This window comes from Paraglaciecola chathamensis S18K6 (assembly GCA_000314955.1).
Classification (GTDB): Bacteria; Pseudomonadota; Gammaproteobacteria; order Enterobacterales; family Alteromonadaceae; genus Paraglaciecola; species Paraglaciecola chathamensis.
In genome coordinates, this window is sequence record BAEM01000033.1 from 61651 (window position 1) to 86430 (window position 24780).

Consider the following 24780-nt stretch of genomic DNA (forward strand, 5'->3'; position numbering starts at 1 on the left):
CCTCATTGCCCGTGTTATACAGGGCCCCTGTACACATATCGCAACGTCTGTCCCCAGTCAAAGCTACAGGCAAGACAAATTCTTTTCTTGATTAGTTGACATGCGATTAAACATATATATGATATTTCGTATATTAAAAAGCGGAGTGTTTTTATGTCTACCCCTATTTTGTCACCCCTTTCGTTTTACAAATGCTTGTCTGACGACACGCGGCTGAAGGCGTTAATGCTGATTTACCTTGAAAAAGAATTGTGTGTTTGTGACCTGATAACCGCGCTTGAGCTGAGCCAACCTAAGGTCTCTAGGCATCTGGCTGATTTACGTAAGTGCCAAATTTTGCTTGATGAGCGTCGCGGGAAGTGGGTGTATTACTCGGTTAACCCTAAGCTGCCAGAGTGGGCAATGAAAGTGCTGGAGTTAACGGCACACAACACAGAAGCCTATTTGAATGAGCACATCACCAATTTGAATATGGCCAAACAAAGCGAATGTTGCTCTTAGCTGAGCGCCAACCTAAACACTGTCATTTTATTCGAGTCATTTTAAACGCTAAGTGAGGATCATCGTGAAAGTCTTATTTATTTGTACCCATAACCGCTGCCGTAGCATTTTATCCGAAGCGATTACGAATCATGTTGGTCAAGGCAAGATTGAGGCGCGCAGTGCGGGCAGCCAACCTGTTGGCGAAGTACATCCGCTGTCGATTAAATATTTGCAAGAAGCCGGTATTAGCACCGAAGGTTTAATTAGCCAATCGTGGAACGAGTTTGAAGGTTTCGCCCCCGATGTAGTGATCACTGTATGCGACAGTGCGGCCGGAGAGAGCTGCCCACTTTGGTTTGGCAAAAGTGTAAAAGTACATTGGGGCTTAGCCGACCCTTCAAAATTAACCGGTAGTGAAGAGGAAATTGCCCAAGCGTTTCGCGGCACTATCGATGAAATCACTCAGCGTGTTAACGCCATGCTGAGCATAAATGTAAACACGCAAGACCAACAAGCATTGCGCGAAGCGTTTAAAGCAATAGGAGCACAGTGATGACAGATATTAAAATCGTAGACTCGGGCGCTTTACCTGAAAATGTGCAAAGTAAGTCGTTTGCTGCCCCAGAGTTTGCGCAGTTTAGCACTACGCCATCGGCTCACAAACCACGTATTTTATTGTTATACGGTTCACTTCGCGAGCGTTCATTTAGCCGGTTAGTGGTGGAAGAAAGCGCGCGTATATTACAAGCCATGGGCGCAGAAACGCGCATTTTTAACCCACAAGGATTGCCTCTTCCAGATGGGGATGACGCATCAAACCCTAAAGTGGCGGAATTGCGCGAGTTGATGATGTGGTCAGAAGGGCAGGTATGGTGCTCTCCTGAGCGTCACGGTTCGATGACAGGTATTTTAAAAAGCCAAATTGATTGGGTTCCACTGTCGGTGGGCGCAGTTCGGCCAACTCAAGGGAAAACCTTAGCGGTTATGCAAGTGAGCGGCGGCTCTCAATCATTTAATGCAGTAAATCAAATGCGGGTATTAGGTCGCTGGATGCGCATGCTGACCATACCGAATCAATCTTCTGTGGCAAAAGCGTTCATGGAATTTGATGATGACAACCGCATGAAGCCTTCTTCTTACTACAACCGTATTGTTGACGTGCTTGAAGAGCTAATGAAGTTCACTTTGCTGACGCGCGACAATAAAGATTACTTGGTTGATCGTTATTCTGAGCGTGTTGAGTCTGCTGAGCAGTTAAGCCAACGCGTTAATCAACGCTCTATTTAAGGAGGTCAATCTAATGGGTTTATTTGAGCGTTATTTATCGGTTTGGGTAGCGGTGAGTATTGCTGCTGGTGTGATATTAGGCAGCTTTTTCCCGGATGTATTTGCCGTGGTTGCTGGATTTGAGTATGCACACGTTAACTTAGTAGTGGCGGTCCTTATTTGGTTGATGATCTACCCCATGATGATTCAAATCGATTTTTCTTCGATTAAAGATGTAGGGCGCAAACCCAAAGGGCTAGCGTTAACTCTGGTAATCAATTGGTTGGTTAAGCCATTCACCATGGCCGCGTTAGGTTGGCTATTTTTTAAAGGTTTGTTTGCCGATTGGGTTGACCCTCAAACCGCAAATGAATACATAGCGGGCATGATTTTACTGGGCGTTGCGCCGTGCACTGCCATGGTATTTGTGTGGAGCCAACTGACTAAGGGTGATGCAAACTACACCTTGGTCCAAGTTTCGGTGAACGATATCATTATGATTTTCGCGTTTGCCCCAATCAGCGCATTGCTGTTAGGCATGAGCGATATTCAAGTGCCATGGGAAACCCTGATTATCTCGGTCGTTTTGTATGTATTACTGCCGCTAGTGGCTGGTGCGATGACGCGCTCTTGGCTGAATAAACGCCATGATAATACAGCGAATAACCTAGACAGCAGCGCTGACAATGGGGAAGTGAGAATAGCGCGCTTTGTTGCTGCGCTTAAGCCTTGGTCTATCATTGGTTTGTTAGCGACTGTGGTATTGCTGTTTGGTTTTCAAGCGCAAACCATCTTAGATAAGCCGCAAATGATCGTTTTGATTGCTATCCCGTTATTGCTACAAACGTATGGCATTTTTGCCATTACCTATTACGTAGCAAAGCGTATGCGTTTACCTCACAACGTGGCTGCACCAGCGAGTATGATTGGCTCGTCTAACTTTTTTGAATTGGCAGTGGCGGTGGCAATATCGCTATTTGGCTTACATTCAGGGGCGGCGTTAGCGACTGTGGTAGGGGTACTGGTAGAAGTGCCGGTCATGCTTTCGTTAGTATATTTTGCAAACCGCACAAAGGCGTGGTTTCCAGCTCAACAGGCATAACACGTAATAAGCATGGCCATAGGAATGCACCTTGGCCATGCGCTTTTTGAACGCTAGTAATTAGTCGTTGCTGTGTAAGCTGGCGTTTAAGCCGCCCCATTTAGACGAATCAGCAACAATGGCTTCAACTGCGCCATTTTGGCTGTTACGACGGAACAACAAACCATTCATTCCAGATAACTCACGCGCAGCGACAACTTCGCCGTCTGGTGTCGTTAATTTAGTGCCTGCAGTCACATACAAGCCGGCTTCTACGATGCAATCATCACCTAATGAAATGCCGATACCTGCGTTCGCGCCAACCATGCTGTTTTTACCAATGGCGTTAATCGTTTTGCCACCACCAGACAATGTGCCCATAGTGGAAGCTCCACCGCCGATGTCAGAACCGTCACCCACAACTACACCTTGTGAAATACGTCCTTCAACCATAGAGCTGCCTAAAGTGCCAGCATTGAAGTTAACAAAACCTTCGTGCATAACCGTTGAGCCTGATGCTAAGTGGGCGCCCAAACGTACACGATCTGCATCACCAATACGCACACCTTCAGGGATAACGTAGTCGGTCATACGTGGGAATTTATCAATCGAGCTAATGGTTAGGTGATGATGTTCACTGGCGATTGCAGCGCGTAGTTCGTCTACCTTGGTTGGTAGAACAGGACCTGCAGAGGTCCAAGCGACATTGGTCAGTAATCCAAAAATACCTTCAAGGTTAATGTTATTTGGGGTAACTGCGCCTTCAGACAACAAGTGCAAACGCAGGTAAGCGTCTTCGATGTTTTGTGGTGCGCCATCGATTTCAAGTTCAACTTCAACGAAATCGCTGTTGATCACGCCCACTTTTTGCGCAAGACAACTGCGCGCAATTTGGGTGTTCGCGCGGGGGAACCACACATCTAACGTTTTACCACTGGCGGCATCAATGTAGCGATGACCAATACGTTTTACAGTCATTTATCTTTCCTAGTTTCGATAGTTTAAAAATTGAGGGCGAATTATGGCGTGAAACGCGCTAATTGACAGCCCCCATTTACTTATAAATTATAATATTCGCCCTAATCATGAGCTTCTCAGACCAGTTGTGGCTTACAAACTTAATGAAAGTTCGTCTCTGATTTTCTGTGTCGCGGCTATTTTTTTCTGTACTGCAAAATCTACCAATTGTAATTCAACGCCACGGTTGGCTGAATTTGCCGAATTGGGAGGGAAGAAACACAGAGTGAGCATTTGGTTATAGCTGTCGCGTTGCCACAGGTAGCAACGGTTAAATCCGCTGTGCAACAGGGCGTGTCCGGCCTCATCACCGACAAACTTAGCACTGCGTGAAACCCGTAAGTCATTGAAAAATGCCAGCACTTCATTTGCGACATCGTCGCGTGGTTTCAGGGTTTGAATATAAGCACTTAGCGCGACATCGCCTTGCGGGGTGTTCGTTTGCTTACGAGCATCGGCTAGGCTAATAGGCTCGCCGTACTTAGCAATGGCTGACGACAACACATCTTTGAGCACATCTTTAATGCCCACGTAGGCACTTTCAACGGTGTACAAGCTGTCAATTTGCGTAATAAAGCCGTTGAACTTGTTAAAGTGCAGCGCTATACGTTGTTCTAAACGAGAATTTTGATAAGGCTGATAAAAGCTCAAACGGACTTTATCACTGCGGCTACTGCCGGCAATGTGATGTAATTTAGCGCCTTGGTCGTACAAGGGGATGGCGCTGGCAAGCACATTATCACCTATATGGATCTGTTTAATATCTAAGGTGCTACGACTATTTTCACCGGATAAACGATGAGCGGAATCAAAGCGTTTAAGCCCTGTGGTTTGTTCTAATATATGGGGAGAAGGCGTTTGAGCAACACTCAAACAGGTAAGTGACATGCAACTGATTAACACTATACAAGGTAACCGGAGTAATTTCATTGGGGTCCTAATGACGTAAACAACTGAACCGAATATGCAGCATAGCACTTAGTGCTTGCTTGCAACAATCACGGGTGTAGGTGCTAAAAGATTGTTCAACACCAAACGCTAACCTTGTGTAATAAGACTAATGTGATAACAAAAACAGGTTGTTAATCAGCTGCCCCGCGTTTTATCAAGCAGATTATTTAAGCACTTGAATTTGCAACATTAGCAGATTAATCTGTTCGCTAAGCACTACGTATTGGCTTTGACTGAGCTTACTTTGTTCTGTTGGTTTTGCTGTGTTGGTCACAGGTATTGAGCGATGTTTAACGTCGGTGCGCAACCCATATCTAATCTCTTCTCTAAGGTGTTTCATTGAGTAAATGTATGTCAATTTTTTGCTGCTATTCCAAGCAAGCCTTAACTGCTGTATAACGACGCCATGAAAATACCTAAAAGAATTCAACCTTTAGTTGACGACGGTCTTGTCGATGAAGTGCTATATCAGTTAATGAGTGGCAAAGAAGCGACGGTTTATGCTGTGCGCTGTGGCAATGAAACGCGCTGCGCGAAGGTTTACAAAGAAGCCATGAAGCGAAGCTTTAAAAAAGCAGCGCAATATCAAGAAGGGCGTAAAGTACGTAACTCTCGCCGCGCTCGCGCCATGGAGAAAGGCTCAAAATTCGGTCGCAAGCAGCAAGAAGATGCTTGGCAAAATACAGAGGTAGACGCTTTGTTTACCCTGGCTAAAGCAGGCGTACGCGTGCCAGAGCCTTATGGTTGTTATGACGGTGTGTTGTTGATGGAGTTGATCACCGATGACGACGGCGATGTGGCACCACGTTTAAACGATGTCACTATGTCGGCTGAACAAGCGATAGAAGATCACGCTGTGGTCATGGTGTATGTTATGCGTATGCTGTTGGCCGGTTTGGTGCATGGGGATTTGTCAGAATTCAATGTGTTAGTCGACGCTTATGGCCCTGTAATAATCGATTTGCCGCAAGTGGTAGATGCCGCAGCAAATAACAATGCATTTAGCATGCTTCAGCGCGACGTACGCAACATGACTGAATATTATGCACAATATGCTCCTGAGCTGAAAAACAGCCATTATGCAGAAGAAATGTGGTCTTTGTTTGAAGCCGGCGAGCTTGAGGCGGATACCCAACTGACCGGGCATTTTGAGTTCCCAGATGATGAAGCAGACGTGGATACTGTGCTGGAAGAAATCAAAGCGGCTTTTGAAGAAGAGCAAGCAAGAAAAGCGCGTATCGCTGGCCCTAGTGACGAAGACTAGGGCTGGTAAACTAAAATGCCAGAGTTTGTCTGCAAGTATTACACCTTATTAATCTGTTTATCTCACTGTTTATCTCACTCAGTCGACTTAACTCAATCAAGCTGAATAATTTACTGTAGATGCAACAGAGCTTTGTTCTGATCAATTCGAAAATCAAATTCGCGCAAAAAATTCATCCCGAGTAAGCCATCACTGTGCCCTAGTTCATCTAAGGGTAATACCATCACGTTGATATTTCTCACCTTAGCTTGCGCAATCTCAAGGCTGGCGAACTGATACATGGGAGAACGCACCACGCCATTAGCCGTTTGTACATTGAATTGCCCTACGAATTTGGTTTCAACGGTTTTGAATAACGCTTTAAATTTCTGCCGCGAAATAGCAGTGGTCGATGCACCTGTATCAATCAAAAAGTGTACCTGCTGCGCGCTAAGCCGTGTTTCGACTATGTATTGGTCGCCATATTTTTGTAGCTCAATAGACATACCACCAGCGGGCGTATTCGTGTTAGGCCTGTGACTGTTAGCAGAACCAGTACCATCGTTATTGGCTATTACATCATCATTATTTTGTTGAATGATTTGCCGAATCTCCATGGCTTGTGGATCATCATAACGGATTGACGCTAGGGCGTTTTCCATTAACCCCGCTTGTTGCTGGCGAGCATATGCCGTGGCCAAGGCTAAAATTAACCCTCGGTCAGTTGGACTAACTTGTAATAAGGGCTCAACGAATTGCGCCAGAATATCCCAAGAGTTAGCTTGCTTCAGTTGCGTGATGGTGTCGTTGGTCAATCGCGTAATGGTGTTTTGTACCTGCGCTTGTTGGGCGTTGCTAAGGGGTAAATTGAGCATGCTGTGGTAATGAATGATGGCATCGCTGAGTAAATGTGTATGAGCGATATATTCGGCCTCTAGGAGCAAAAATTCGATATCTTGCGGGTATTGGCGCAGATACAGCGGGAAAAACGCATCAAGCTTGGCGTATTCTTGTGCTGCAAGCCAGCGCCGAGTTTGGGCCAAATAGGCTTCGCGGCGATCTGCTTTAAAGCGCTTTGGGGCTTGTGCAGGTGTGTCAGTAGCAAAACGTGGGTCGTGATCATTGAACGGCTGATCAGTTTCAGGGGGTGAGTCTTCATCAGTAAGGCCGGGTTGAAGGCGAGTAGGCACTTTGGACTCCCCCTGATTTGAAGGAGCAGGCATTGGCGCTAAAGCGCCTTTTTCATTAAAGCTCAGATACTGATAAACATTGAATGTCACAGAGATAGCTAACGTCACAATCAGAGCAGTATTGAGTTTCGTCATGGCATTGGTACTCTTATTCTTCAGGCGATGTCAGCATGGCGTTGAAGTAGGTTTCAGAAAATATTTTAGGCATACGCTTGGGTTTACCAGAGCTAAGAGCAATGCAAACAAATTCAGTGCGTGCTTTTAGCATGGTTAGGCCGTCACTTACCCGAATAAAATGAAACTGCCTAGCGAGTTTCAATTTGTTATCGCAGGCGACTATCCACGTGGCGCAGGCCAGCGTATCACCCAATACCGCCGCAGCTAAGTAATCTATTTCATGACGACTAATCGCCATACCTCGGTCAAGGTCTTGGTATTGTTCAATACTCAATCCTAACGCATTTGAGTGGGCCCAGGCAGTGCGCTCTAATTGGCTTACATAGGCAACATTGTTCACATGATTGTAATGGTCAATTTGTTCAGGGCTTATCTGCCATTGGCAAACAAACGGATGAGGGAATTGCCATGCAAGGGGTGGGGAAGAATCTGGCGTCATTGGCTATGCCTCAATAGGTATTTCAATACTGGGAAGACAAGGTAACGGGTTAATACCTTGTTGGGAAAACACTTGTTGGCTAAACACTTGCTCGGAAAATTGCTTGCTAAACAATATGGCAACAAGTCGTGCCTCTTTACTGACAATATCATCCATGAAACGTTGGCTGTTAGGGATCTTTTTGAACGCTTTGTAGCCGTCATGCAAAAAAAGATGCAGTGCCTGTAGCCCTTTCATGCGAGCTGGGTGTTTTGACAGCGAGAGCATCATGGCAACGCCTTTTATCGCGACAGCCTGACTAAGGTTTTCCCCGAGTTCAATCAATAAGCTAATTTGCTCTTGTCGCAAATCGGCATTGTTATCTTTGCAGTAGGCTGCTGCATAAGTTTGACTGTTGATCACTATGGATGTTTTAGCACAGGGGTTATCGGCTGCTTGCGCCATGCTTTTAAGTGCCAAAGCTAACGCATAATCCAGTTCATAGGATAAGGCATGTAGTCGCAGGGCACTTTCTAATGAGCGCAACGCTTGGCTAGGCATGTATTTGTGCATTTTAGGTACAACGCGCTGTATATCCGCGTCGCGCTGGCTGAAGTCTTGGGGCCCATATATTTGCTCAACAAAAAACGCCAAAGCAGCGGCAGTTCGAGGGTCGTTAATATGCCCTTCATGGGTTGCTTGCATACGTAAGGTTTGCCAGCGCTGCACCCCTTGTACAAGGGGTAACAGCTTTGCCTCAGTCGCCATTTCTTGCAGCGCGTGAACGCGGTGCAAATGACGTGATACCTGAGCAACTAAGTCAGTCATACGATGGCATATCGGCCATGGGGCTCTGCTTAAGAACCCCTGTGTTGCGAAAAGGCATTATTTTTTTAAGGTGATTTTACCGAAGACATCTGCGGTAATGAAACCTAAATTTTTACTGCCGTTTTGTGCAGCGAAATCGTGGGAGCCCATGAAATGTTCGCGTACTTCACTGCCATCGTTGTCACAGTAGGCCAACATGAACCCCATAACATCCCCACTTTCTAGCGGGATAGGCGCTTTGGGGGCGGCATCAGTATAGTCATTAGGGTAACGCTTAATAGCCACTTCCCATAAAATGGTATTCGGCGCATCTAGTTGGCGTTTCCAGCGACTGTTTATGTGGTCATTATACAGGTGAGCTTTTTCATCATCGCCTATGTCTGCTGCTTGGTTATCAAGGCCAATATGGTAGGCCAGTGCGCTATGGTTGAACTGATGAATGCCGCCAGATGCGTCTCCATCAACAAAGATTTCCAGTGCGTCGTCATCCCAATAGCGCTCAAGAGGATCTGCATGGGTATCAATTAACACATCGTCAGTAATTTCGGCTTGTAAGTACAAGTAACTTTCATCCCATAACAAGCGGTAACGGCCAGTGAAATCGGCTTTCTCGGGTAACGTACCATCCATCAAATAAGGCATGTCGTGCCAAGACGCTTGTTGCCAAACGGCTTCTTGTGCACCATCAATGACGGGGGCTTGTGAGGTGTAGGTTACGTCGAACGCGTGGGCTGAAAGACTGCTAAAAAAAGACGCCACAAGCAGTGATTTTAATAGGCCTGAAAACATGATAATTCCTTGTAGGTGAGGGCGTTAAGTTGGTGATAATCAACACGCTGAGTCAATCTCTTTAGCTTGACGCAAAGCAGTAGTTAACACAATAGGCTGTTCCTCGCTTGAGTTTATAGGCAGGGGTTAGGTAGAATGCCGCCCCAATGAATACCTCTACCGCTTCTACCTATCTAAACGACCTTAGCGAGCCGCCAAGTCGAGAGCCCAGCGCAGAATTACATCGTTATCAAGATGTGGTTGCGTTATTTGATGCTGCCTTTAAAGAAAGCGAAAATACGCGCTTGATCAAAGGCGAAGGCGAGCCAGAATATATTCCTGCGAACGATCAGTGCGATTTTCATCAAGTTATTTTTGCTCATGGTTACTATGCCAGCGCGTTACATGAGATTGCCCATTGGTGCATCGCGGGCAAAGCGCGGCGTTTATTAAATGATTATGGTTATTGGTATTGCCCAGATGGCCGCAATGAAGCCGAGCAAAAAGCATTTGAGAAAGTTGAAGTGAAGCCGCAAGCCATTGAGTGGGCGTTTTCAGTTGCAGCAAACAAGCGTTTTCGAGTCAGCACGGATAACCTAAATGGTGAACAGGGCGACACCCAAGCGTTTACTTTAGAGGTTCATCAGCAAGTATTGCGTTACTTGCGTGATGGCTTTCCCCCACGTGCGGCGCTTTTTATCGATGCTTTGACTGAATTTTATGGTACAGCCGCGCTCAACATCGAGCAGTTTAGATTGCCCAATGAGTGGTCTAATAGCCAAAGTGAGGATCTTCTGTGATGCGCATTCCCTGTTTTAAACTTGGCTTGGTGATCAACCCGTTTGCAGGTATTGGCGGCAGCGTAGCGCTAAAAGGCAGCGATGGTGTTGAAACCCGCGAAAAAGCACTCGCGCTTGGGGCAATAAAGTTAGCAAACACGCGCACACGCCTGGCACTTGAAGAACTCCTTAGTTTGAAAGATAAGGTGCATATTTATACGGCGAGCGGTGAAATGGGGGAAACTCTTGTTGCCGAGATGGGCTTTGACTACACAGTGGTATATCAACAAGAAGCAGCCCAAAGTGAAGCCCAAGATACTGAGCGCTGTGCTCGGCAGTTAATGCAGCACAATGTTGATTTGTTATTGTTTGCTGGTGGTGATGGCACAGCGCGTAATGTCTGCCATATCATTGGTGAAACCCTACCTGTGCTCGGTGTACCTGCTGGTTGTAAAATTCACTCAGGGGTGTACGCAGTGACGCCGCAAGCTGCCGGTCGTGTGGTAGCGATGATGATTCAGGGGGAAATTGTCACTCTGCAAGAAGCCGAAGTGATGGACATTGACGAGGCACTTTTTCGCCAAGGCCGCGTGAATGCTCGCCAGTACGGTGAAATGCGCGTGCCAAGTGAACTTCGCTATATTCAGGCCGTGAAAATGGGCGGTAAGGAATCTGATGAACTCGTGCTTAGCGATATTGCAGCCCATGTTATTGAATTCATGGAAGAACACCCTGAACGTTTGTTTGTGATGGGGTCAGGCTCGACCGTGGATTTTATCATGCAGGAGTTGGGGTTAAGCAATACCTTGCTTGGTGTGGACCTTGTACAGAACCAGCAAATTGTTGCCCATGACGTGACCGCCAGTGCATTGCTCGAATACACCACAAAACAAGCTACAACCTTGGTAATTACCTTAATTGGTGGCCAAGGGCATATATTCGGCAGGGGGAACCAACAACTTAGCCCTGACGTACTCAAACAAATTGGCCGTGAACATTTCCTGTTGGTTGCCACTAAAAGTAAACTCCAAGGGCTAAACGGTAAGCCTTTAATTGCCGATACTGGGGACGCAGACTTAGATGCACAGCTTGCAGGTGTCATCAGTGTTACCACGGGGTACAAAGACCAAGTGCTGTACCCTATTGCCAAATTTTAAACCGACTCAACCATAGGAATTGAACTAAGTATATGAGTGGCTCCGTAAATAGTGATGCAGCAAAACAAACCTTTGATGAGTTTGTCGATTCAACTCAGGAATACCTCGATAGCGTAGTCGTTGATGGCAGTGATCAAGAATTGTTTATCGCCAGTTATTTAACTGGCCACTTTTCGCTTGTGACCAGCAATGCATTGGCATTAGATGACTATTCATTAGCAACATTGAATAGCTACATGCTAACCAGTTTGGAAAAAGCCTATGCCAATAATGAGGTTGAAGGCCAAGATCAAGCACAGGTTTCAGCCCTATGGGACAAGTTGTTTGCCAAAGCAGAGCGCTAAGTTGTTCCAGAAGATAGTAATACCATTCCACGTTAATAAGTGATGACTCAGCGAGAGTTTAAAAGGGCTTAAACAAGGCGCATGAGTGAATGAATAGTTGTTCTCTTTCGAAGTCATGCAACGCAGTGTAAGCCCTTTTAAAACTCGCCTGCAAGGAATGCCCCAGCGGCTTTTGCTCTGCGTTCTCACTATTTGAAAGGGAACAACCATTACTACATAGCGACGCCTTAATCAAAAACCGCTGGACGCATTCTGAGGCGGTCACTTATTAATGCGGATTGGTATAAGTAGCCGCCAAAACCATAGGTTAACCGATAACAGTGACGCTGTTATCGGTTAACGCATCGGCTGACTAGGCTCACAGAACTGTTTCGCGCTTAAAACGCTTCCATTTAGACCAAAATTCGTAGAGTAAAGATCAGCACGCTCTTTTAGACTTAGTGAAAATAAATTCCCTATATTTCTCGGCGGATCAATTGACGGATCAAAAAACGATTCGGATTTAATGTGTTCAGCAAATTGTTGGCCATGGGCAGGGGTTGACCACTAATTTGACTGGCGAGCAATTCGGCCATTAACGGTGCGGTGGTCAGGCCCCGGGAACCAAGCCCCGTGAGCATATACAGATTCTCCACATCACTGCCTTTTGGGTAATAGTTTAGCGGCAAGGCTTTGTATAAATCGTTTAATTCTGTTTTTTGTTTACTTATATCTGCTAATGCGCCCACTAGGGGCAGGTGATCCGGTGAACTACAGCGCACGGCTGCTCGGCCTTCTGCCTTACCAACCACTTCTTGTGCCCAGCGGCACTGCGCCAGTGACTGATAGTGAGTGGCTAGGTTTTTATCTTGCTCGCTTTGCCGGTACTCAGTGCTTAAGTCGTCTTTTATGTAGGTTGAGCCTAAGGCGTGGTGCCCATTGTATTCGGGGGTTAAATACCCTTTGTGGCACAGCACTGTGTTAAGTTCACTGAGAGCAGGCTGAGTAGGAACCGCTTCAACCTGACCGCGAACCATACGCAGCGGATACTCAGTAAGGTGTTGTATATCGAGGCTTTGCGCTCCCGTCGCAAAAATCACAATATCAGCATTTACTCTAGTTTGGCTTATCTTGTCAGCGGTTTGGTTAAAACACAGCTGCCAAGGCTGAAGTTGCGATGTTTCTGTGTGTTCTGCTTTTTGTTCTAGGCTGCTTAAGCAATGATGGCTGTGCAATGTGACCTTGCTCAAGCACGCCGCTGCGTTAAATAACGCATTGACTAATTGCAGGGGATCTATCCACCCACCTAAAGGCATAAAAAGGCCACCGTAGGGGATTTCACAGTTTGCTATCTGGCTTGCTTCGTTTGCTTCAACATAGCGTACAAGGGCAGGGGGCCATAATTGATTGTCAGTAAGTTTTGCATAGCGCTGGGCTAATGCAGGTTTAAAACCAAGTTGCAGCACGCCGCACCATTGATGGGCGAAGTCAAAACCCTGCGATAAAAGTTGTCGGTACTGATTCGCGGCATATACGAAACTATGGGCGTTAATTTGGCTAGCGTTGCTGGCATCCACATTCAGTTGCGGGTAAAAACCCGCTTGTGGATTACCCGAAGCGCCTTGTGCGGGCTCGGCTTCTTTAAAATACACATCACACTCATAACCTTTTTGCGCCATGGCATAGGCGATAGTGGCCCCTGCTATGCCAGCCCCTATGATGGCAACCTTAGGCTTTTCGGTTGCGGCGCCTTGGGTGCGGTTTTTGGTATCTGCTGCATTCGCACCTGTGGCATCCATATTTTCAACATGTGCATACGCGCTACGTTGATAATATCTGGCTTGCTGGCGATTAATTTGCGCTTGGAATTTGGGGGCGATATATCCGGCGAGCATTTCTCGCTTGCGCCCGTGACCTTTGCGCTTTTCTACGATGAAACCCGCATCACGCAACCCGCGTTTTACAAAGCCCGCTGCGGTAAAGGTGGCAAAGGTGCAGTCTTTTGCTGCCAAACGGGCCATTTGTTCAAACAATTGCGCCGACCACATTTGCGGGTTTTTACTTGGCGCAAAACCGTCCAAGTACCAAGCGTCGACTAGGCCGTTTTCATTGGTATGCCATTGGGGCAATGAGTCATGAATATCGCCTAGCCATAAATCGACTATCACGCGGTTGTTCAAAAATGCCATCCTGTGGCAGCCGTTAAGTGGCATCGGATATTGAGCAATTAATGCGTTAGCGCTATCTTTGAATTGAACAAAAGCGCCCAACGCTTGGACTAAGTCAGCATGGTTAAGAGGATATTTCTCGGTGCTGATAAAATGCAGAGTAAAGGTGCTGGCAGGGTTTTGGACTAAGTAGTCTTTGAATGCAGCCAATGTTACTAATAAATTGAGCCCAGTGCCGAATCCTGTTTCGGCAATGACAAAGGTCGGCTTTGACCAGTGTTGCCAGCGAGATGGAAGCTGATTGTTTTGCAAGAATACGTACTGAGTTTCTTGCGCGCCATCAGACGAAGAGAAATAAACATCGTCGAAATCTGTGGCGACGGGGGTGCCGTCAGCGTTAAACTGAATATCTGCTGTTTTAATGGTCAATCGTGAGGGTCTCCGAGTATGCTTGGGCTAGTCTTCAAAAGCACGATAGTTTAAGGTAACTATCTGGACAAGCCAAACAGTCTACACAAACCAAATAGTGTTAACCAAATAGCGTTGCTATTCCTAACCGGTAACGATGTGTTGTACAGCAGCTGTGCATAATTGCGTTACGCAAAAGAGCAGACCAGTTACATCGCGAAAATCGTTACCATATGCGGCAATTTTAAAAGCGGCAATTTTTTGCTTGAAGGGTTTATCATGAGAAGAGCGGTTATCACCGGGCTAGGCATTGTTTCTAGCATTGGTAACAACAAAACTGAAGTCACGAAATCTCTTAGAGAAGGGCGTTCTGGCATCACTTATTCTGAAGAATTTGCTGAAAATGGCATGCGCAGCCATGTATGGGGCAAGGTTAATCTTGACCTATCTGAGCATATTGATCGTAAAACGCTACGCTTCATGGGCGATGCGGCTGGCTATGCGTACATTGCGATGCAGCAAGCGGTAGAAGATTCAGGTTTGACACCAGAAATGGTTTCAAACGTTCGCACCGGTATCATTGCCGGCTCAGGCGGTGCGTCTTCTCAGCATCAAGTTGGCGCAGTTGATATTTTGCGTGAAAAAGGTTTACGTCGTGTTGGCCCTTATATGGTCACGCGCTGTATGGGCAGTACTGTGTCTGCTTGTTTAGCCACACCGTTTAAAATTAAAGGTGTTAACTACTCAATTAGTTCAGCCTGTTCAACCAGTGCGCACTGTATTGGTAATGCTCTAGAGCAAATCCAGCTTGGTAAGCAAGACATTATTTTTGCTGGTGGCGGTGAAGAGCTGCACTGGACTTTATCAATGGAATTTGACGCCATGGGCGCACTTTCAACTAAATACAATGACAACCCAAGCACGGCATCGCGCACTTATGATGCAAACCGTGATGGTTTCGTTGGTGCTGGCGGTGGCGGTATGGTTGTAGTTGAAGAACTAGAACATGCCTTGGCCCGTGGTGCGAAAATTTACGGCGAAATTGTAGGTTATGGCGCAACTTCAGATGGCGCAGACATGGTTGCACCATCAGGCGAAGGCGCTATTCGTTGCATGCAACAAGCAATGAACGGCGTGGACGAACCAATTGATTATATCAACACGCATGGTACTTCAACTCCTGTAGGCGATGTAAAAGAGCTATGGGCCATCGGTGAAGTGTTCGGTGACAAAGTACCGCCACTGAGTGCAACAAAAGCGATGACAGGCCATGCATTAGGCGCTGCCGGCGTTAACGAAGCTATCTACAGTTTATTGATGATGGAAAACGACTTTATTGCGCCTTCTATCAACATTGAAACCTTAGATGAAGCGGCACAAGGTATGGACGTGGTGACCGAAACCCGCGATGCCAAGTTAAATACGGTTATGTCAAATAGCTTCGGCTTTGGTGGCACAAACTGTACTTTGGTGATGCAACGCTACAAAGGCTAGTAGCCCAGCGCATCAATTATGAGAAAGCCCGCTACGCTTAGCGGGCTTTTTTATGTCTAAGGCATCGGCTATTAGGTTTCAAATGCAATTTCTTGCTTCTTGAGAAAGCATTACACGCTCCTAGAAACCCTCTGGTTTGTGTTAGAAAATATGCATACTTGTTCTGACAGCGTTAACAATATTTTATGAATTTGCAATCACGGAATAAATCAATCCCATTATGAAAGATTAGCATTGCAACAGTGGTGCTAAGTTGGTTACCTTGCGCGCAACTAAATCAAATTAACGCAACCTTGAATTTACGTTTCAGGGCTTAGCTTTTCTTTTGTTCTCATTATTCAACGGGTTTTAGACTGGAGTATTTATGGATCGCCGTGCGGCTACGTCTGTCATCTTTGCTGGGTTTTTCTTCTTGGGCATGGTGTTTATTTTATGGGGAGTATTGCTGCCCGATTTAGCACAAAACCTTGCTATGAATGAAGTGGTCAGTGGCGCCTTTTTTACTTTGATATCTATAGGCATGATCCTCGGCGCCATATTGGGTGGAAAATACGCACAAAAATTTGATTTTATGTCGCTCTTTGCGGTGCTGCTTGTGTGCGTATTGCTCTTGTTGCTGGCTATTTCATTTGTGCAACATTGGTTTTGGTTGCTCATTGGGGCGCTAGTGCTAGGGATGTTTGCGTCGAGCTTGTTCACCATAGGGCACACGGTGATTGCGCGCCTACATGTTGAGCGGCGCTCTGCCATGATGGGCTTCATGGATTTCATGTTTAGTCTTGGTACTTTGGCCGCACCGTTTTTTGTCTCTGGCTTGTATTTAATTGAGCATGACTGGCGCTGGCCGCTGCGCATATTAGCCGCCGGTATGTTAGTACTGGCTGTGTATACTTGGCGCGTGGCCCATCAAGGTAAAAAACTTGTTGCCCCAGAGGAGGCGAAGAAGAACCGTAAAAGTCTTTCTTATGGCGACATTATTCGCCGTCCAGTGTTTATATTTTTGGCCCTCGCTGCCTTTGGTTACGGCATGGTGGAGTTTGGGAACGCCAATTGGTTTGTCAGTTACGCACAAAATGGACACGGCTTTAGCGGCGAGCAGTCGCGCTTGATATTCGCCTTTTTTACCGCTGGTATGGTGGTCAGTCGGCTTGTGTTTGCTTTATTACTTAAATGGCTTACGTCACATCGTTTGATGCTAATTTTGGCCACCATCATGGTAACAGGCTGCTTTATGATTAAATTAGCGGTTGATCCTGTGGTGATGTCATGGGGTAATTTCATGTTGGGCTTGGGGTTAGGTGGATTGTTCCCGCTAATGCTTTCGGCCGCTATGGACGTAGACAGTGATAAAGGGCCGATTATCTCAGGGCTATGCGTTATTGGTTCTTCAATTGGTGTGCAGGTCGCTTCATTTAGTACTGGGCTTTGGGCGCATTATGCGCCGCTAGTGACTGCATTCTGGGTGATCCCTATCGGTGGAGCATGGCTGTGGGCGATGACGTGGGCGTATAGCCGGTTTGTTAAGCGTCATATTGCTCAGGTTAAACTAGGCGTAAATTAATCAACAACCCTGACTTGGGCGCAAAAGCAAAGGTATATTCTGCTACACTGCGCCTTTTAAACATCTGAGAAATACCATGTGGATTTGCCCTGCTTGTCAGTCACCGTTACTTTTAACTGAACGTACTTATAAATGCGACGCTGGGCATACCTATGATATGGCAAAGGAAGGTTACGTTAACTTACTGCTTGCTCAGCATAAAAACAGTAAAGAGCCTGGTGATAATAAGCAGATGGTCAACGCTAGACGCTCATTTCTGGAGCAAGGTCATTACCAACCATTAGCGAGTAAAATGGCCGAATTATTGGCAACGTATTTAGCCAGTAACTCATCCGTCAGCACTGAGCCCAATGCCCCAGCTTCGCTATTCGATGCAGGCTGTGGTGAAGGTTATTATTTACAGCGCATTTTGACGACGCTCAACGCTGAATCTTCAAGTATAAAAGTGGTCGGCGCTGGGTTAGATATTTCTAAGGTTGCAGTGCAAAAAGCAGCGAAAAAGTACCCTGAAAGTGCATTTTGTGTTGCGAGCAGTTTTGCTATTCCCGTGCCTGATGCTAGCCAACAAGGCGTGATTCAGGTGTTCGCGCCAAGTAGTGAGCAAGAAGTTTTACGCATTTTGGCTGACAAGGGTCTGTGGTTGCAAGTTAACCCAGCTCCTGAGCATCTGGCTGAGCTAAAAGCGTGTGTGTATGCAGCCCCTGCTGAGCACAAGGCGCCGCCTGCTGTGCCAGATGGATTCGAACTTGCCCATGAAGAGACCTTAACCTTTTCCTTTGATTTAGCCACCCCTGATATGCGCATGAACCTACTGATGATGACACCATATTACTGGTCGACATCAGTCGAAAATACCCAGCGCATTAAGGAGTTATTAACGCATGTCAGTGCGCATTTTTCGTTGCGCTTGTTACGCAAAGCCGGATAAAGGGCACAAAAAAGCCTGCATTTGCAGGCTTAGGAAATTATTAAGGTTCAGTGCCTAAGGTTTAGTGCTTAAGGATTTGTTGCAAAACTGCTTAACCGTTTAATGGCTTGGCTTAATAATCGTGTATCAGCTTCATCAGCTAATTCTTTGCCACTTAACAAGTTATACACTTTGCTGTTGCCGTTACTAGAAACTTCGATGCGTTTATCGTTTTGCATGACGATAACCATGCGCTCATGTGTTGTCACTAACCAGTCACGCCCAGGGTGACTTAGATCTCGCCCCGTACTGTAATTTTGCGTAGGCGCGTTGCAACCCAGTAAATTCAATATGGTAGGGGCTAAATCTTCGCTGCTGGCAAAGTCAGAAAATAGTTCAGTATTACTGAATAGGCTATTCCCGCCTGCTTCATTTCGCGTTACGACTAACACCTGATACTGCCGCATTACCTGTGGGGTAGCGAGTATGGCGCTGAGTTGCTCACTGTTAATAAAACCAATGGCGAGATGCGTTGTCGCTGAGGTCACTCCTTGTTCAAAGTCTGCCCATTGCTGGCTAAACTGCTTGCTTTGTTTGCCCGCGTCTAAATCACTAGCATATATTCCAACGTTAAGCCCTAACGCTGAAGGCAGATCAAGCAAAATAGGTGTTTTCTTTGCTAGCACAGAATGATAAAGCTCGGGCAGGCCAAATAAATAACTACGCTGATTAGCAGCCGTAGAAGACTGCCCTGCATAGAGCGGTATGTTATGGGTTAATGCTGCTTGAAAAGCGCTGCCAGGCGCATCAGTATTGACTAACATTAAGACTTTCTTTTGCCCTGAAACTGAGCAATACAAAGGAGATAAAGGGTAGTTAATTTGACTGACTCTATCATCAAATTGTAGCTCAAGACGCTGTTCGTAGTTGTCTCTGTCGAGCAAATCATAACGGGACATTAATGTTTTCGCCGTCGCAGGATAAGACAAAGGGAACAGATCATCTTGCTGAACGATAGGGTGATACAAGTTCGCGTCAGCCCAAATGTGCATAGCATGGCTAGACACAAAACAGACGACGAAAAAGCTGCTAATGGGCAAGGCGAGTTTACGCTTTTGCAAGCGCGCTACGCGCTTCCACAGTGCGTTAGCAAGTACTAACTGCGCCGATAACCAGAACAAAAAGATCAGAAAAAAGAACGCCCATCTCTGCCAGCTTAACACCGAACGAGCGACGTTGGCCTCACTTCTGAGCATCTCTGCGGTAGCGAAACTTAAGTGCACCCCATACTTGTTGTACAGCAGGGCATCAAAACCCAACATGGCTAAGGCCACTGCCGCCAATATTGCACTAATGACCTTAACTGTTCGGGCATTTGGCACCAAATAACATAGGGGCAGAATGAGAATGATAAAACCAAAGAAAGTCAGAAACCCTATATGACTGATCCAGTTGGACAGTAAATAAATGATCCCCAATGGCGTCTCAGGAGCAGGCGAGCTAAATATGTACACACTGGCAATCGCGATCGCCAGTATCATATTTGAAAGCGCAAACCAATGACCCCAAGTAACTAACTGCGTGACTAATTTACGTCTAGGCGTTTCTGTTAAAATCATGAATTTATCTATTTAGCATTGATACTTTTTAAAAGTACTTGTGTAAACTTATCAGCCATTTCACTACGCTGACTTTCGTTGACCTGTTGCATAAAAATATTTGTGATGACATTACCCAGCGCCATCAATGATAAATCTCGTCCGGCTTGGTGCTTTTCCAGTGCGATGATGATGTCGTGCATAAGGTTTTCGAATTGGGTATCCGAATATTTAGAATTTTGAGGCATATTTTTTCTCTCAATAGTAATGGCGAGATAGTAACAATGGTCTGCTCAAAATGCGAGTAATGCGCAGTGTAGGTAGATAAATAGTCATTGAAAAGGGCGTAATTCGTCCAACAAGAACCATTTTAGGTTTATGCTTTTGAAGCGCAGACCCTTAACCAAGATAAAGGAGCCAACGTGAGCGCACTCATTCGTCACTTTGTGGTACATCAATTAGCGATTAATGAACAGCAACAACTAACGCTTGTACCGCGTAATAGCTGTTTTTCTGTTACCCCTGAAATAGAAGATCTCGCCCAGCAAATTAACCATGCCTTTAATACAAAGCCGGGGAAAGGAGTTGGTGGGTTTATAGAGCAAGGTGCTGAGCCGGCCAAAGACGAAGAGGGTGAAGATATTCCTGTCAGTCCGTTTCAAGCACAGTTAACTGCGATGCTTGACGATCCCGAGACCTTTGTTGATTTTAGTATTCAAAGTAGCCAGATGCTGAAAAAAACAATGACAGACATGGCAAGTATAGAAACCGGCTTTGTGGTGTTTAGCCATTATGAGTTTCTTGCCACTGAGTACCTGATGATTGCCATTTTAAACACCAAGCAACACGTTGAAATTAACCGTGAACTAGAGCTGAGTAGTAGCGACCACTTAGATTTAGCTAAAATGCAACTCGCGGTACGTATCGACCTCACCCAGCTATCGACTACACCTGAGCAAAATAGATATATCAGCTTTATTAAAGGTCGAATGGGACGCAAGGTGTCTGATTTCTTTATGCAGTTTTTAGGCTGTGAAGAATTGGTCGATATTAAGCAGCAGAATAAACAGTTGCTTAGCTCGGTGGATGAGTATTTAGCGTCTGAACAAATGGATGCCAGCGAAAAGAATGCGACCCGCAAAACTGTTTCTGAGTATTACAAAGAGAAACTTGACGCTGGTGAAGACATTCAACTTAAAGAATTAGCCGATAAGCTGCCGAAAGAGCCGGAAGGAGATGACTTCTATCAGTTTGTCGCGAACAGTGAAACCCCTATTGAAGAAACCTTTCAAGCGGATCGTAGTGCGCTGAAAACCTTAGCAAAATTCAGCGGCCAGGGGGGCGGTATTAGTTTGAGTTTCGAGCGTAATTTATATGGTGAACGAGTGCATTATGATGCGGGCTCAGACACGCTGATGATTAAGGGTATTCCGCCAAATTTGAAAGATCAGTTGCTAAAGGCTCAAAAGTAACCATTATTTAGGTCGAAAATACACCAGCCTGAAAAGCATGGCTGGTGTAAACACATGATAAAGTTTCATACCCGCGATATACTAAGCTCGTAATAAACTACTCATTTTCTCAACACTCATTGTGTTAACTAAGGTATTTAGTCTGTTTTATGCAATTATTCGTTAACGATTTAACCGTTATGGATTTTTCCTATTTGTGCCCTAAGCGCGGCATGGTGGGAGAAAGTTGGATAGTCGACGTCGTATTAGACGGCGATTTAAATGAAGAGAGCATGGTGCTCGATTTTTCTAAGGTTAAAAAGCAGCTTAAGCACTTGATTGACGAATATGTCGACCATAAATTGCTGATCCCCGTTGAGCATGAATATAGCCATATTCTGCGAGATGAAAAGAATGACAGAGTCAGTGTGGATTTTATGCGCCCAGATGGCCGCTCTATCCATCTTAACTGCCCCTCAGAAGCATATGCTTTTGTGTACTCCAAGCACGTGACCATGTCATCAGTTAGCCAATATCTAAAACAAGTTATTGCCACGCATTTGCCTGACAATGTTGCAGGGCTAGAGTTGGCATTACGCGCTGAAGTCATAACGACGCCGTACTACCACTATACCCACGGTTTGAAGAAACACGATGGTAATTGCCAGCGGATAGCCCACGGACATCGCTCGAAAATTACTATTGTGGAGAACCAACATGAAAGCCAAGAGTGGCAACAATACTGGGCAGAGCGCTGGTGCGATATATACGTAGGCTCTAACGAAGATTTAGTTAGCGCTGACAAGGTTAACTTTGTGAAAAGTGATACTGACTTTTCAGAGCATTTCTTATTTGGCTATGAGTCTTCCCAGGGCTGGTTTGAGTTAGCTATTCCTAAAGCTGAAACAGAAATGGTCGACACGGATACCACGGTTGAATGCCTTGCACAGTACATTGCTGATGAACAAAAGCGTTTAGTGCCCGACAGTGAATTTAAGGTGTTTGCGTTTGAAGGCGTCGGTAAAGGTGCCATTGCTTATGCATAAATATATCTTTGGGGCGTTTATCAACCTAATGTTTATGATGGGCGCGCAGGCCGAGATGCTAGAGCTACGAGGGGAGTTAACCCAAGGCAGTTTACTTAGAGGCAGCGCTCCTTCTGGCAGTGAAATCTGGCTAGACGGCAAGCCAATATTGATAAGTGATGATGGTCACTTTGCTTTTGGGTTTAGCCGTGATGCTGAGTTAGAACATCAGCTCACATGGCGTGACCCAGAAGGCAATAAACATGAGAAAAACATTAAGTTAACCTCACGAGAATACGATATACAGCGTATTGAGGGATTACCTAGTAAAATGGTTTCACCGCCTCAAGAAGTATTGGATAAAATTCGTCAAGATAATGTGCAAGTTGCTTCTGCACGGTCACGTCGTGACGTGCGGACTGATTTCTCTCAAGATTTTATATGGCCTGCTCAAGGCCCAATTAGCGGGGTGTATGGCAGTCAAAGAGTGCTCAACGGTCAGCCGAAACGCCCCCATTACGGTGTGGATGTGGCTGCGCCAACGGGCACACCTGTTTACGCCCCAGCTGATGGCGTAGTTACCCTGTTTGTGCCTGATATGTATTATTCAGGCGGTACGATGATTATCGACCATGGGCTAGGTGTTTCTTCTACTTTTTTGCATTTAAGCAAAGGGTTAGTGCAAGCAGGGGACAACGTAAAGCAGGGACAATTAGTGGCTGAAATAGGCGCCACAGGCCGCGTCACTGGTGCGCACTTAGATTGGCGAATGAACTGGATGAATGTGCGAATTGATCCAGCGTTATTAGTCCCTAAACGCTAAAGAAGCGAATCGTTAGTCAGGTTTACTGACTGGCGTGTGCTTTCGTGAATTTAAACGCTTCATTTACAACTTCCCCAGTTGTGCCCCTCAAGAATTAGCCCGCTCGAGCGATAACCTAATTAATTAATCATTCTCGTATCCCCCGTTTTCACCGAGGGAGCCATTGGTGAGCTAGGTTTGCAGGAAACACAAGCAACACAAAATAAGCAAGCTGTTAATCAGGCCGCGTTAGATCTTGAATTTAGCGGAGCGCTTAACCGTGCGTCGCAGCAAGGAGAAAAGTTCGCTTTGCTGTTATCAATGCTGCAGCAAGATATATTGGCTCGCCCGCGTATTGGCCCGGTAAACGCTGAAGCCAGCTGGCCCGAAGATGAAGTGACTTCATACTACCCAGAAAGCCATCTACAAGCACTTGCCCAAGACTGGCTTTTGGCTGATACCACTACTGAGATTTTGCATGGTGATGGCATTCGTAATGCTCAGTTGTGGTTAGCAATGCACCCCCAGCCATTGTCGTTGCACAATGATGCGTTTCATATCGATGATGAGATATTTGAAAATAGTGATACCTATACTCAAACGCGATATGCAAATCGTTATGCAGAGCACAGAAGTGATTTGAATAATGAAATTAAAGTCGATGAAACCGGCATTTTTGATTTGCTGGAAGAAATAGGCCTGCAAATGCAGGCCTAATTTGGGGAGGCTTTTACTAACCGTCTTGATTAATTTTTTGTGTAATTTCTTGTAATACCTCGTCCGCTTTATCCGTCGGAATTTGGCAAGTGCCGGCGTTTTCGTGCCCGCCACCACCATACTTTAAGCACACTTCACCAATATTAGTGTTGGAGCTTTTATTCAGAATAGACTTGCCGATCGCTAAAACCACGTTTTGTTTTTGGAAGCCCCACATTTTGTGAATAGAAATATTGCACTCAGGGAATAGGGCATAAATCATAAAACGGTTGGTGGCGTATATTGGGTCTTCGTCTTTTAAATCTAAAATTACTAAGTTATCTTTTATCGTCGCACAACGTTTAATTTGTTCAATCGCAAGTGGGCGATGTTCTTGATAGATTTTGATGCGCTCTTGCACATCAGGAAGCTGAATAATTTCATCAACGCTGAGATCTAAACAGCAGTCGATAAGCTCCATCATTAAATTGTAATTAGAAATGGTGAATTCTCGGAAACGTCCTAGGCCGGTGCGCGCATCCATTAAGAAGTTCATTAAGTCCCAGCCTTGAGGGTCAAGGACTTCTTGCTGGTTAAAGTTGGCTGAATCTCCCTTGTCAACAGCATCCATCAGCTCATCAGTAATTTTCGGGAACTTGCTCTTACCGCCATAGTAATCATATACCACGCGAGCAGCAGAAGGGGCCGATGGGTCAATGACATGATTGTCGTGTGCTTCGTTACGCATCGTTTCACTGTGATGGTGATCAAAACACATATGGCAACCTGCTACATAGGGCAAGTTAGTGAGAATATCTCTAGGCCCTACCTCAATTTTGCCGTCTTGCATGTCTTTGGGGTGAACGAATTTAATATCGTCAATCATGTTCATATCTTTCAGCAAAGCGGCACATACTAAGCCGTCAAAATCGCTGCGGGTGATGAGTCGAAAAGTACTGTTTGACATAATGCTCTCTTGGTTGTGGATT

25 protein-coding genes are annotated in these 24780 nt (G+C 45.7%); 15 read left to right on the forward strand and 10 right to left on the reverse strand.

Going from position 1 to position 24780, the window contains the following annotated elements; genetic code table 11:
* The first annotated feature begins 153 nt into the window (after positions 1 to 153).
* From GCHA_RS11305 to arsB, 4 genes are all read left to right on the forward strand, one after another.
* Positions 154 to 501: a metalloregulator ArsR/SmtB family transcription factor gene (locus GCHA_RS11305; protein WP_007988254.1), complete on the forward strand. Its 348-nt coding sequence runs from the start codon at positions 154 to 156 to the stop codon at positions 499 to 501.
* A 64-nt stretch (positions 502 to 565) separates the two neighbouring features.
* Complete coding sequence (locus GCHA_RS11310; RefSeq protein ID WP_007988256.1) at positions 566 to 1036, forward strand: arsenate reductase ArsC; 471 nt, start codon at positions 566 to 568, stop codon at positions 1034 to 1036.
* Positions 1036 to 1770: an arsenical resistance protein ArsH gene (gene arsH / locus GCHA_RS11315; protein ID WP_007988258.1), complete on the forward strand. Its 735-nt coding sequence runs from the start codon at positions 1036 to 1038 to the stop codon at positions 1768 to 1770. The genes GCHA_RS11310 and arsH overlap by 1 nt, the downstream gene beginning before the upstream one ends.
* A gap of 13 nt (positions 1771 to 1783) precedes the next feature.
* Complete coding sequence (gene arsB, locus GCHA_RS11320; protein WP_007988260.1) at positions 1784 to 2851, forward strand: ACR3 family arsenite efflux transporter; 1068 nt, start codon at positions 1784 to 1786, stop codon at positions 2849 to 2851.
* Positions 2852 to 2911: 60 nt separating this feature from the next.
* Here arsB and GCHA_RS11325 read toward each other — a convergent pair whose 3' ends face one another.
* Positions 2912 to 3808, reverse strand: coding sequence for a DapH/DapD/GlmU-related protein (locus GCHA_RS11325; RefSeq protein ID WP_007988262.1), 897 nt, complete (start codon positions 3806 to 3808; stop codon positions 2912 to 2914).
* Between the two features lie 132 nt (positions 3809 to 3940).
* Positions 3941 to 4777 (reverse strand): hypothetical protein, encoded by an 837-nt coding sequence (locus GCHA_RS11330; protein WP_013753039.1) that lies wholly within the window; start codon positions 4775 to 4777, stop codon positions 3941 to 3943.
* Positions 4778 to 5204: 427 nt separating this feature from the next.
* Here GCHA_RS11330 and GCHA_RS11335 point away from each other — a divergent pair, with 427 nt between their 5' ends.
* Positions 5205 to 6062 (forward strand): PA4780 family RIO1-like protein kinase, encoded by an 858-nt coding sequence (locus GCHA_RS11335; RefSeq protein ID WP_007988269.1) that lies wholly within the window; start codon positions 5205 to 5207, stop codon positions 6060 to 6062.
* Between the two features lie 110 nt (positions 6063 to 6172).
* Here the strand turns inward: GCHA_RS11335 and GCHA_RS11340 are convergent, their stop codons facing one another.
* Genes GCHA_RS11340 through GCHA_RS11355 form a run of 4 tightly spaced genes read right to left on the reverse strand, consistent with a single transcriptional unit; the run spans position 6173 to position 9443 of the window.
* Complete coding sequence (locus GCHA_RS11340; RefSeq protein WP_007988271.1) at positions 6173 to 7366, reverse strand: retropepsin-like aspartic protease family protein; 1194 nt, start codon at positions 7364 to 7366, stop codon at positions 6173 to 6175.
* 13 nt (positions 7367 to 7379) lie between these two features.
* Complete coding sequence (locus tag GCHA_RS11345; protein WP_007988273.1) at positions 7380 to 7847, reverse strand: acyl-CoA thioesterase; 468 nt, start codon at positions 7845 to 7847, stop codon at positions 7380 to 7382.
* Between the two features lie 3 nt (positions 7848 to 7850).
* The gene (locus GCHA_RS11350) at positions 7851 to 8654 is read right to left on the reverse strand and encodes an FFLEELY motif protein (RefSeq protein WP_007988275.1); all 804 of its coding nucleotides are present in this window, start codon (positions 8652 to 8654) and stop codon (positions 7851 to 7853) included.
* A 57-nt stretch (positions 8655 to 8711) separates the two neighbouring features.
* Positions 8712 to 9443: a CBM9 family sugar-binding protein gene (locus tag GCHA_RS11355; protein ID WP_007988278.1), complete on the reverse strand. Its 732-nt coding sequence runs from the start codon at positions 9441 to 9443 to the stop codon at positions 8712 to 8714.
* Between the two features lie 146 nt (positions 9444 to 9589).
* On the opposite strand from GCHA_RS11355, the gene GCHA_RS11360 reads away from it, so the two are divergent.
* From GCHA_RS11360 to GCHA_RS11370, 3 genes are read left to right on the forward strand one after another with little or no spacing between them, the layout of a single operon-like run.
* Complete coding sequence (locus tag GCHA_RS11360) at positions 9590 to 10222, forward strand: elongation factor P hydroxylase (protein ID WP_007988280.1); 633 nt, start codon at positions 9590 to 9592, stop codon at positions 10220 to 10222.
* On the forward strand, positions 10222 to 11358 hold the full coding sequence (locus tag GCHA_RS11365) for an ATP-NAD kinase family protein (protein ID WP_007988282.1): 1137 nt from the start codon (positions 10222 to 10224) through the stop codon (positions 11356 to 11358). Before GCHA_RS11360 ends, GCHA_RS11365 begins: the two co-directional genes overlap by 1 nt.
* A 32-nt stretch (positions 11359 to 11390) precedes the next feature.
* On the forward strand, positions 11391 to 11702 hold the full coding sequence (locus GCHA_RS11370) for a YfcL family protein (protein ID WP_007988284.1): 312 nt from the start codon (positions 11391 to 11393) through the stop codon (positions 11700 to 11702).
* A gap of 455 nt (positions 11703 to 12157) precedes the next feature.
* Here the strand turns inward: GCHA_RS11370 and mnmC are convergent, their stop codons facing one another.
* Positions 12158 to 14278 carry a bifunctional tRNA (5-methylaminomethyl-2-thiouridine)(34)-methyltransferase MnmC2/FAD-dependent 5-carboxymethylaminomethyl-2-thiouridine(34) oxidoreductase MnmC1 gene (gene mnmC / locus GCHA_RS11375; RefSeq protein WP_007988286.1) on the reverse strand — a complete coding sequence of 707 codons (2121 nt, stop codon included), beginning with the start codon at positions 14276 to 14278 and terminating at the stop codon, positions 12158 to 12160.
* A gap of 258 nt (positions 14279 to 14536) precedes the next feature.
* On the opposite strand from mnmC, the gene fabB reads away from it, so the two are divergent.
* From fabB to GCHA_RS11390, 3 genes are all read left to right on the forward strand, one after another.
* A complete protein-coding gene (gene fabB, locus GCHA_RS11380) occupies positions 14537 to 15751 on the forward strand; it encodes a beta-ketoacyl-ACP synthase I (RefSeq protein ID WP_039992407.1) in 1215 nt (404 codons plus the stop codon).
* A 364-nt stretch (positions 15752 to 16115) separates the two neighbouring features.
* Positions 16116 to 17312: an MFS transporter gene (locus tag GCHA_RS11385; protein WP_007988290.1), complete on the forward strand. Its 1197-nt coding sequence runs from the start codon at positions 16116 to 16118 to the stop codon at positions 17310 to 17312.
* A 76-nt stretch (positions 17313 to 17388) separates the two neighbouring features.
* Entirely contained in the window at positions 17389 to 18240 is an 852-nt protein-coding gene (locus GCHA_RS11390) for a putative RNA methyltransferase (RefSeq protein WP_007988292.1), read from the forward strand.
* Positions 18241 to 18308: 68 nt separating this feature from the next.
* Here the strand turns inward: GCHA_RS11390 and GCHA_RS11395 are convergent, their stop codons facing one another.
* Complete coding sequence (locus GCHA_RS11395) at positions 18309 to 19838, reverse strand: DUF3413 domain-containing protein (protein WP_007988295.1); 1530 nt, start codon at positions 19836 to 19838, stop codon at positions 18309 to 18311.
* A gap of 8 nt (positions 19839 to 19846) precedes the next feature.
* Entirely contained in the window at positions 19847 to 20065 is a 219-nt protein-coding gene (locus tag GCHA_RS11400; RefSeq protein WP_007988296.1) for a YejL family protein, read from the reverse strand.
* Between the two features lie 174 nt (positions 20066 to 20239).
* Here GCHA_RS11400 and yejK point away from each other — a divergent pair, with 174 nt between their 5' ends.
* From yejK to GCHA_RS11420, 4 genes are all read left to right on the forward strand, one after another.
* Positions 20240 to 21289, forward strand: a complete 1050-nt coding sequence (gene yejK / locus GCHA_RS11405) for a nucleoid-associated protein YejK (protein WP_007988297.1) — start codon at positions 20240 to 20242, stop codon at positions 21287 to 21289.
* Between the two features lie 149 nt (positions 21290 to 21438).
* The gene (locus GCHA_RS11410; RefSeq protein ID WP_007988298.1) at positions 21439 to 22314 is read left to right on the forward strand and encodes a 6-carboxytetrahydropterin synthase; all 876 of its coding nucleotides are present in this window, start codon (positions 21439 to 21441) and stop codon (positions 22312 to 22314) included.
* Entirely contained in the window at positions 22307 to 23116 is an 810-nt protein-coding gene (locus GCHA_RS11415) for a M23 family metallopeptidase (protein WP_007988299.1), read from the forward strand. Before GCHA_RS11410 ends, GCHA_RS11415 begins: the two co-directional genes overlap by 8 nt.
* A 177-nt stretch (positions 23117 to 23293) precedes the next feature.
* On the forward strand, positions 23294 to 23812 hold the full coding sequence (locus GCHA_RS11420) for a VC2046/SO_2500 family protein (protein WP_007988300.1): 519 nt from the start codon (positions 23294 to 23296) through the stop codon (positions 23810 to 23812).
* Between the two features lie 16 nt (positions 23813 to 23828).
* On the opposite strand, the gene GCHA_RS11425 is transcribed toward GCHA_RS11420, so the two are convergent.
* Positions 23829 to 24758, reverse strand: a complete 930-nt coding sequence (locus GCHA_RS11425) for a DHH family phosphoesterase (RefSeq protein WP_007988301.1) — start codon at positions 24756 to 24758, stop codon at positions 23829 to 23831.
* Between the last annotated feature and the right edge of the window lie 22 nt (positions 24759 to 24780).

Bases quoted from the DNA above. Each gene is read 5' to 3' on its own strand.
- GCHA_RS11305 (WP_007988254.1), top strand. From the start codon at position 154: ATGTCTACCCCTATTTTGTCACCCCTTTCGTTTTACAAATGCTTGTCT.
- arsH (WP_007988258.1), top strand. From the start codon at position 1,036: ATGACAGATATTAAAATCGTAGACTCGGGCGCTTTACCTGAAAATGTG.
- arsB (WP_007988260.1), top strand. From the start codon at position 1,784: ATGGGTTTATTTGAGCGTTATTTATCGGTTTGGGTAGCGGTGAGTATT.
- GCHA_RS11325 (WP_007988262.1), bottom strand. From the start codon at position 3,808: ATGACTGTAAAACGTATTGGTCATCGCTACATTGATGCCGCCAGTGGT.
- GCHA_RS11330 (WP_013753039.1), bottom strand. From the start codon at position 4,777: ATGAAATTACTCCGGTTACCTTGTATAGTGTTAATCAGTTGCATGTCA.
- GCHA_RS11335 (WP_007988269.1), top strand. From the start codon at position 5,205: ATGAAAATACCTAAAAGAATTCAACCTTTAGTTGACGACGGTCTTGTC.
- GCHA_RS11340 (WP_007988271.1), bottom strand. From the start codon at position 7,366: ATGACGAAACTCAATACTGCTCTGATTGTGACGTTAGCTATCTCTGTG.
- GCHA_RS11345 (WP_007988273.1), bottom strand. From the start codon at position 7,847: ATGACGCCAGATTCTTCCCCACCCCTTGCATGGCAATTCCCTCATCCG.
- GCHA_RS11350 (WP_007988275.1), bottom strand. From the start codon at position 8,654: ATGACTGACTTAGTTGCTCAGGTATCACGTCATTTGCACCGCGTTCAC.
- GCHA_RS11355 (WP_007988278.1), bottom strand. From the start codon at position 9,443: ATGTTTTCAGGCCTATTAAAATCACTGCTTGTGGCGTCTTTTTTTAGC.
- GCHA_RS11360 (WP_007988280.1), top strand. From the start codon at position 9,590: ATGAATACCTCTACCGCTTCTACCTATCTAAACGACCTTAGCGAGCCG.
- GCHA_RS11365 (WP_007988282.1), top strand. From the start codon at position 10,222: ATGCGCATTCCCTGTTTTAAACTTGGCTTGGTGATCAACCCGTTTGCA.
- GCHA_RS11370 (WP_007988284.1), top strand. From the start codon at position 11,391: ATGAGTGGCTCCGTAAATAGTGATGCAGCAAAACAAACCTTTGATGAG.
- fabB (WP_039992407.1), top strand. From the start codon at position 14,537: ATGAGAAGAGCGGTTATCACCGGGCTAGGCATTGTTTCTAGCATTGGT.
- GCHA_RS11385 (WP_007988290.1), top strand. From the start codon at position 16,116: ATGGATCGCCGTGCGGCTACGTCTGTCATCTTTGCTGGGTTTTTCTTC.
- GCHA_RS11390 (WP_007988292.1), top strand. From the start codon at position 17,389: ATGTGGATTTGCCCTGCTTGTCAGTCACCGTTACTTTTAACTGAACGT.
- GCHA_RS11395 (WP_007988295.1), bottom strand. From the start codon at position 19,838: ATGATTTTAACAGAAACGCCTAGACGTAAATTAGTCACGCAGTTAGTT.
- GCHA_RS11400 (WP_007988296.1), bottom strand. From the start codon at position 20,065: ATGCCTCAAAATTCTAAATATTCGGATACCCAATTCGAAAACCTTATG.
- GCHA_RS11410 (WP_007988298.1), top strand. From the start codon at position 21,439: ATGCAATTATTCGTTAACGATTTAACCGTTATGGATTTTTCCTATTTG.
- GCHA_RS11415 (WP_007988299.1), top strand. From the start codon at position 22,307: ATGCATAAATATATCTTTGGGGCGTTTATCAACCTAATGTTTATGATG.
- GCHA_RS11425 (WP_007988301.1), bottom strand. From the start codon at position 24,758: ATGTCAAACAGTACTTTTCGACTCATCACCCGCAGCGATTTTGACGGC.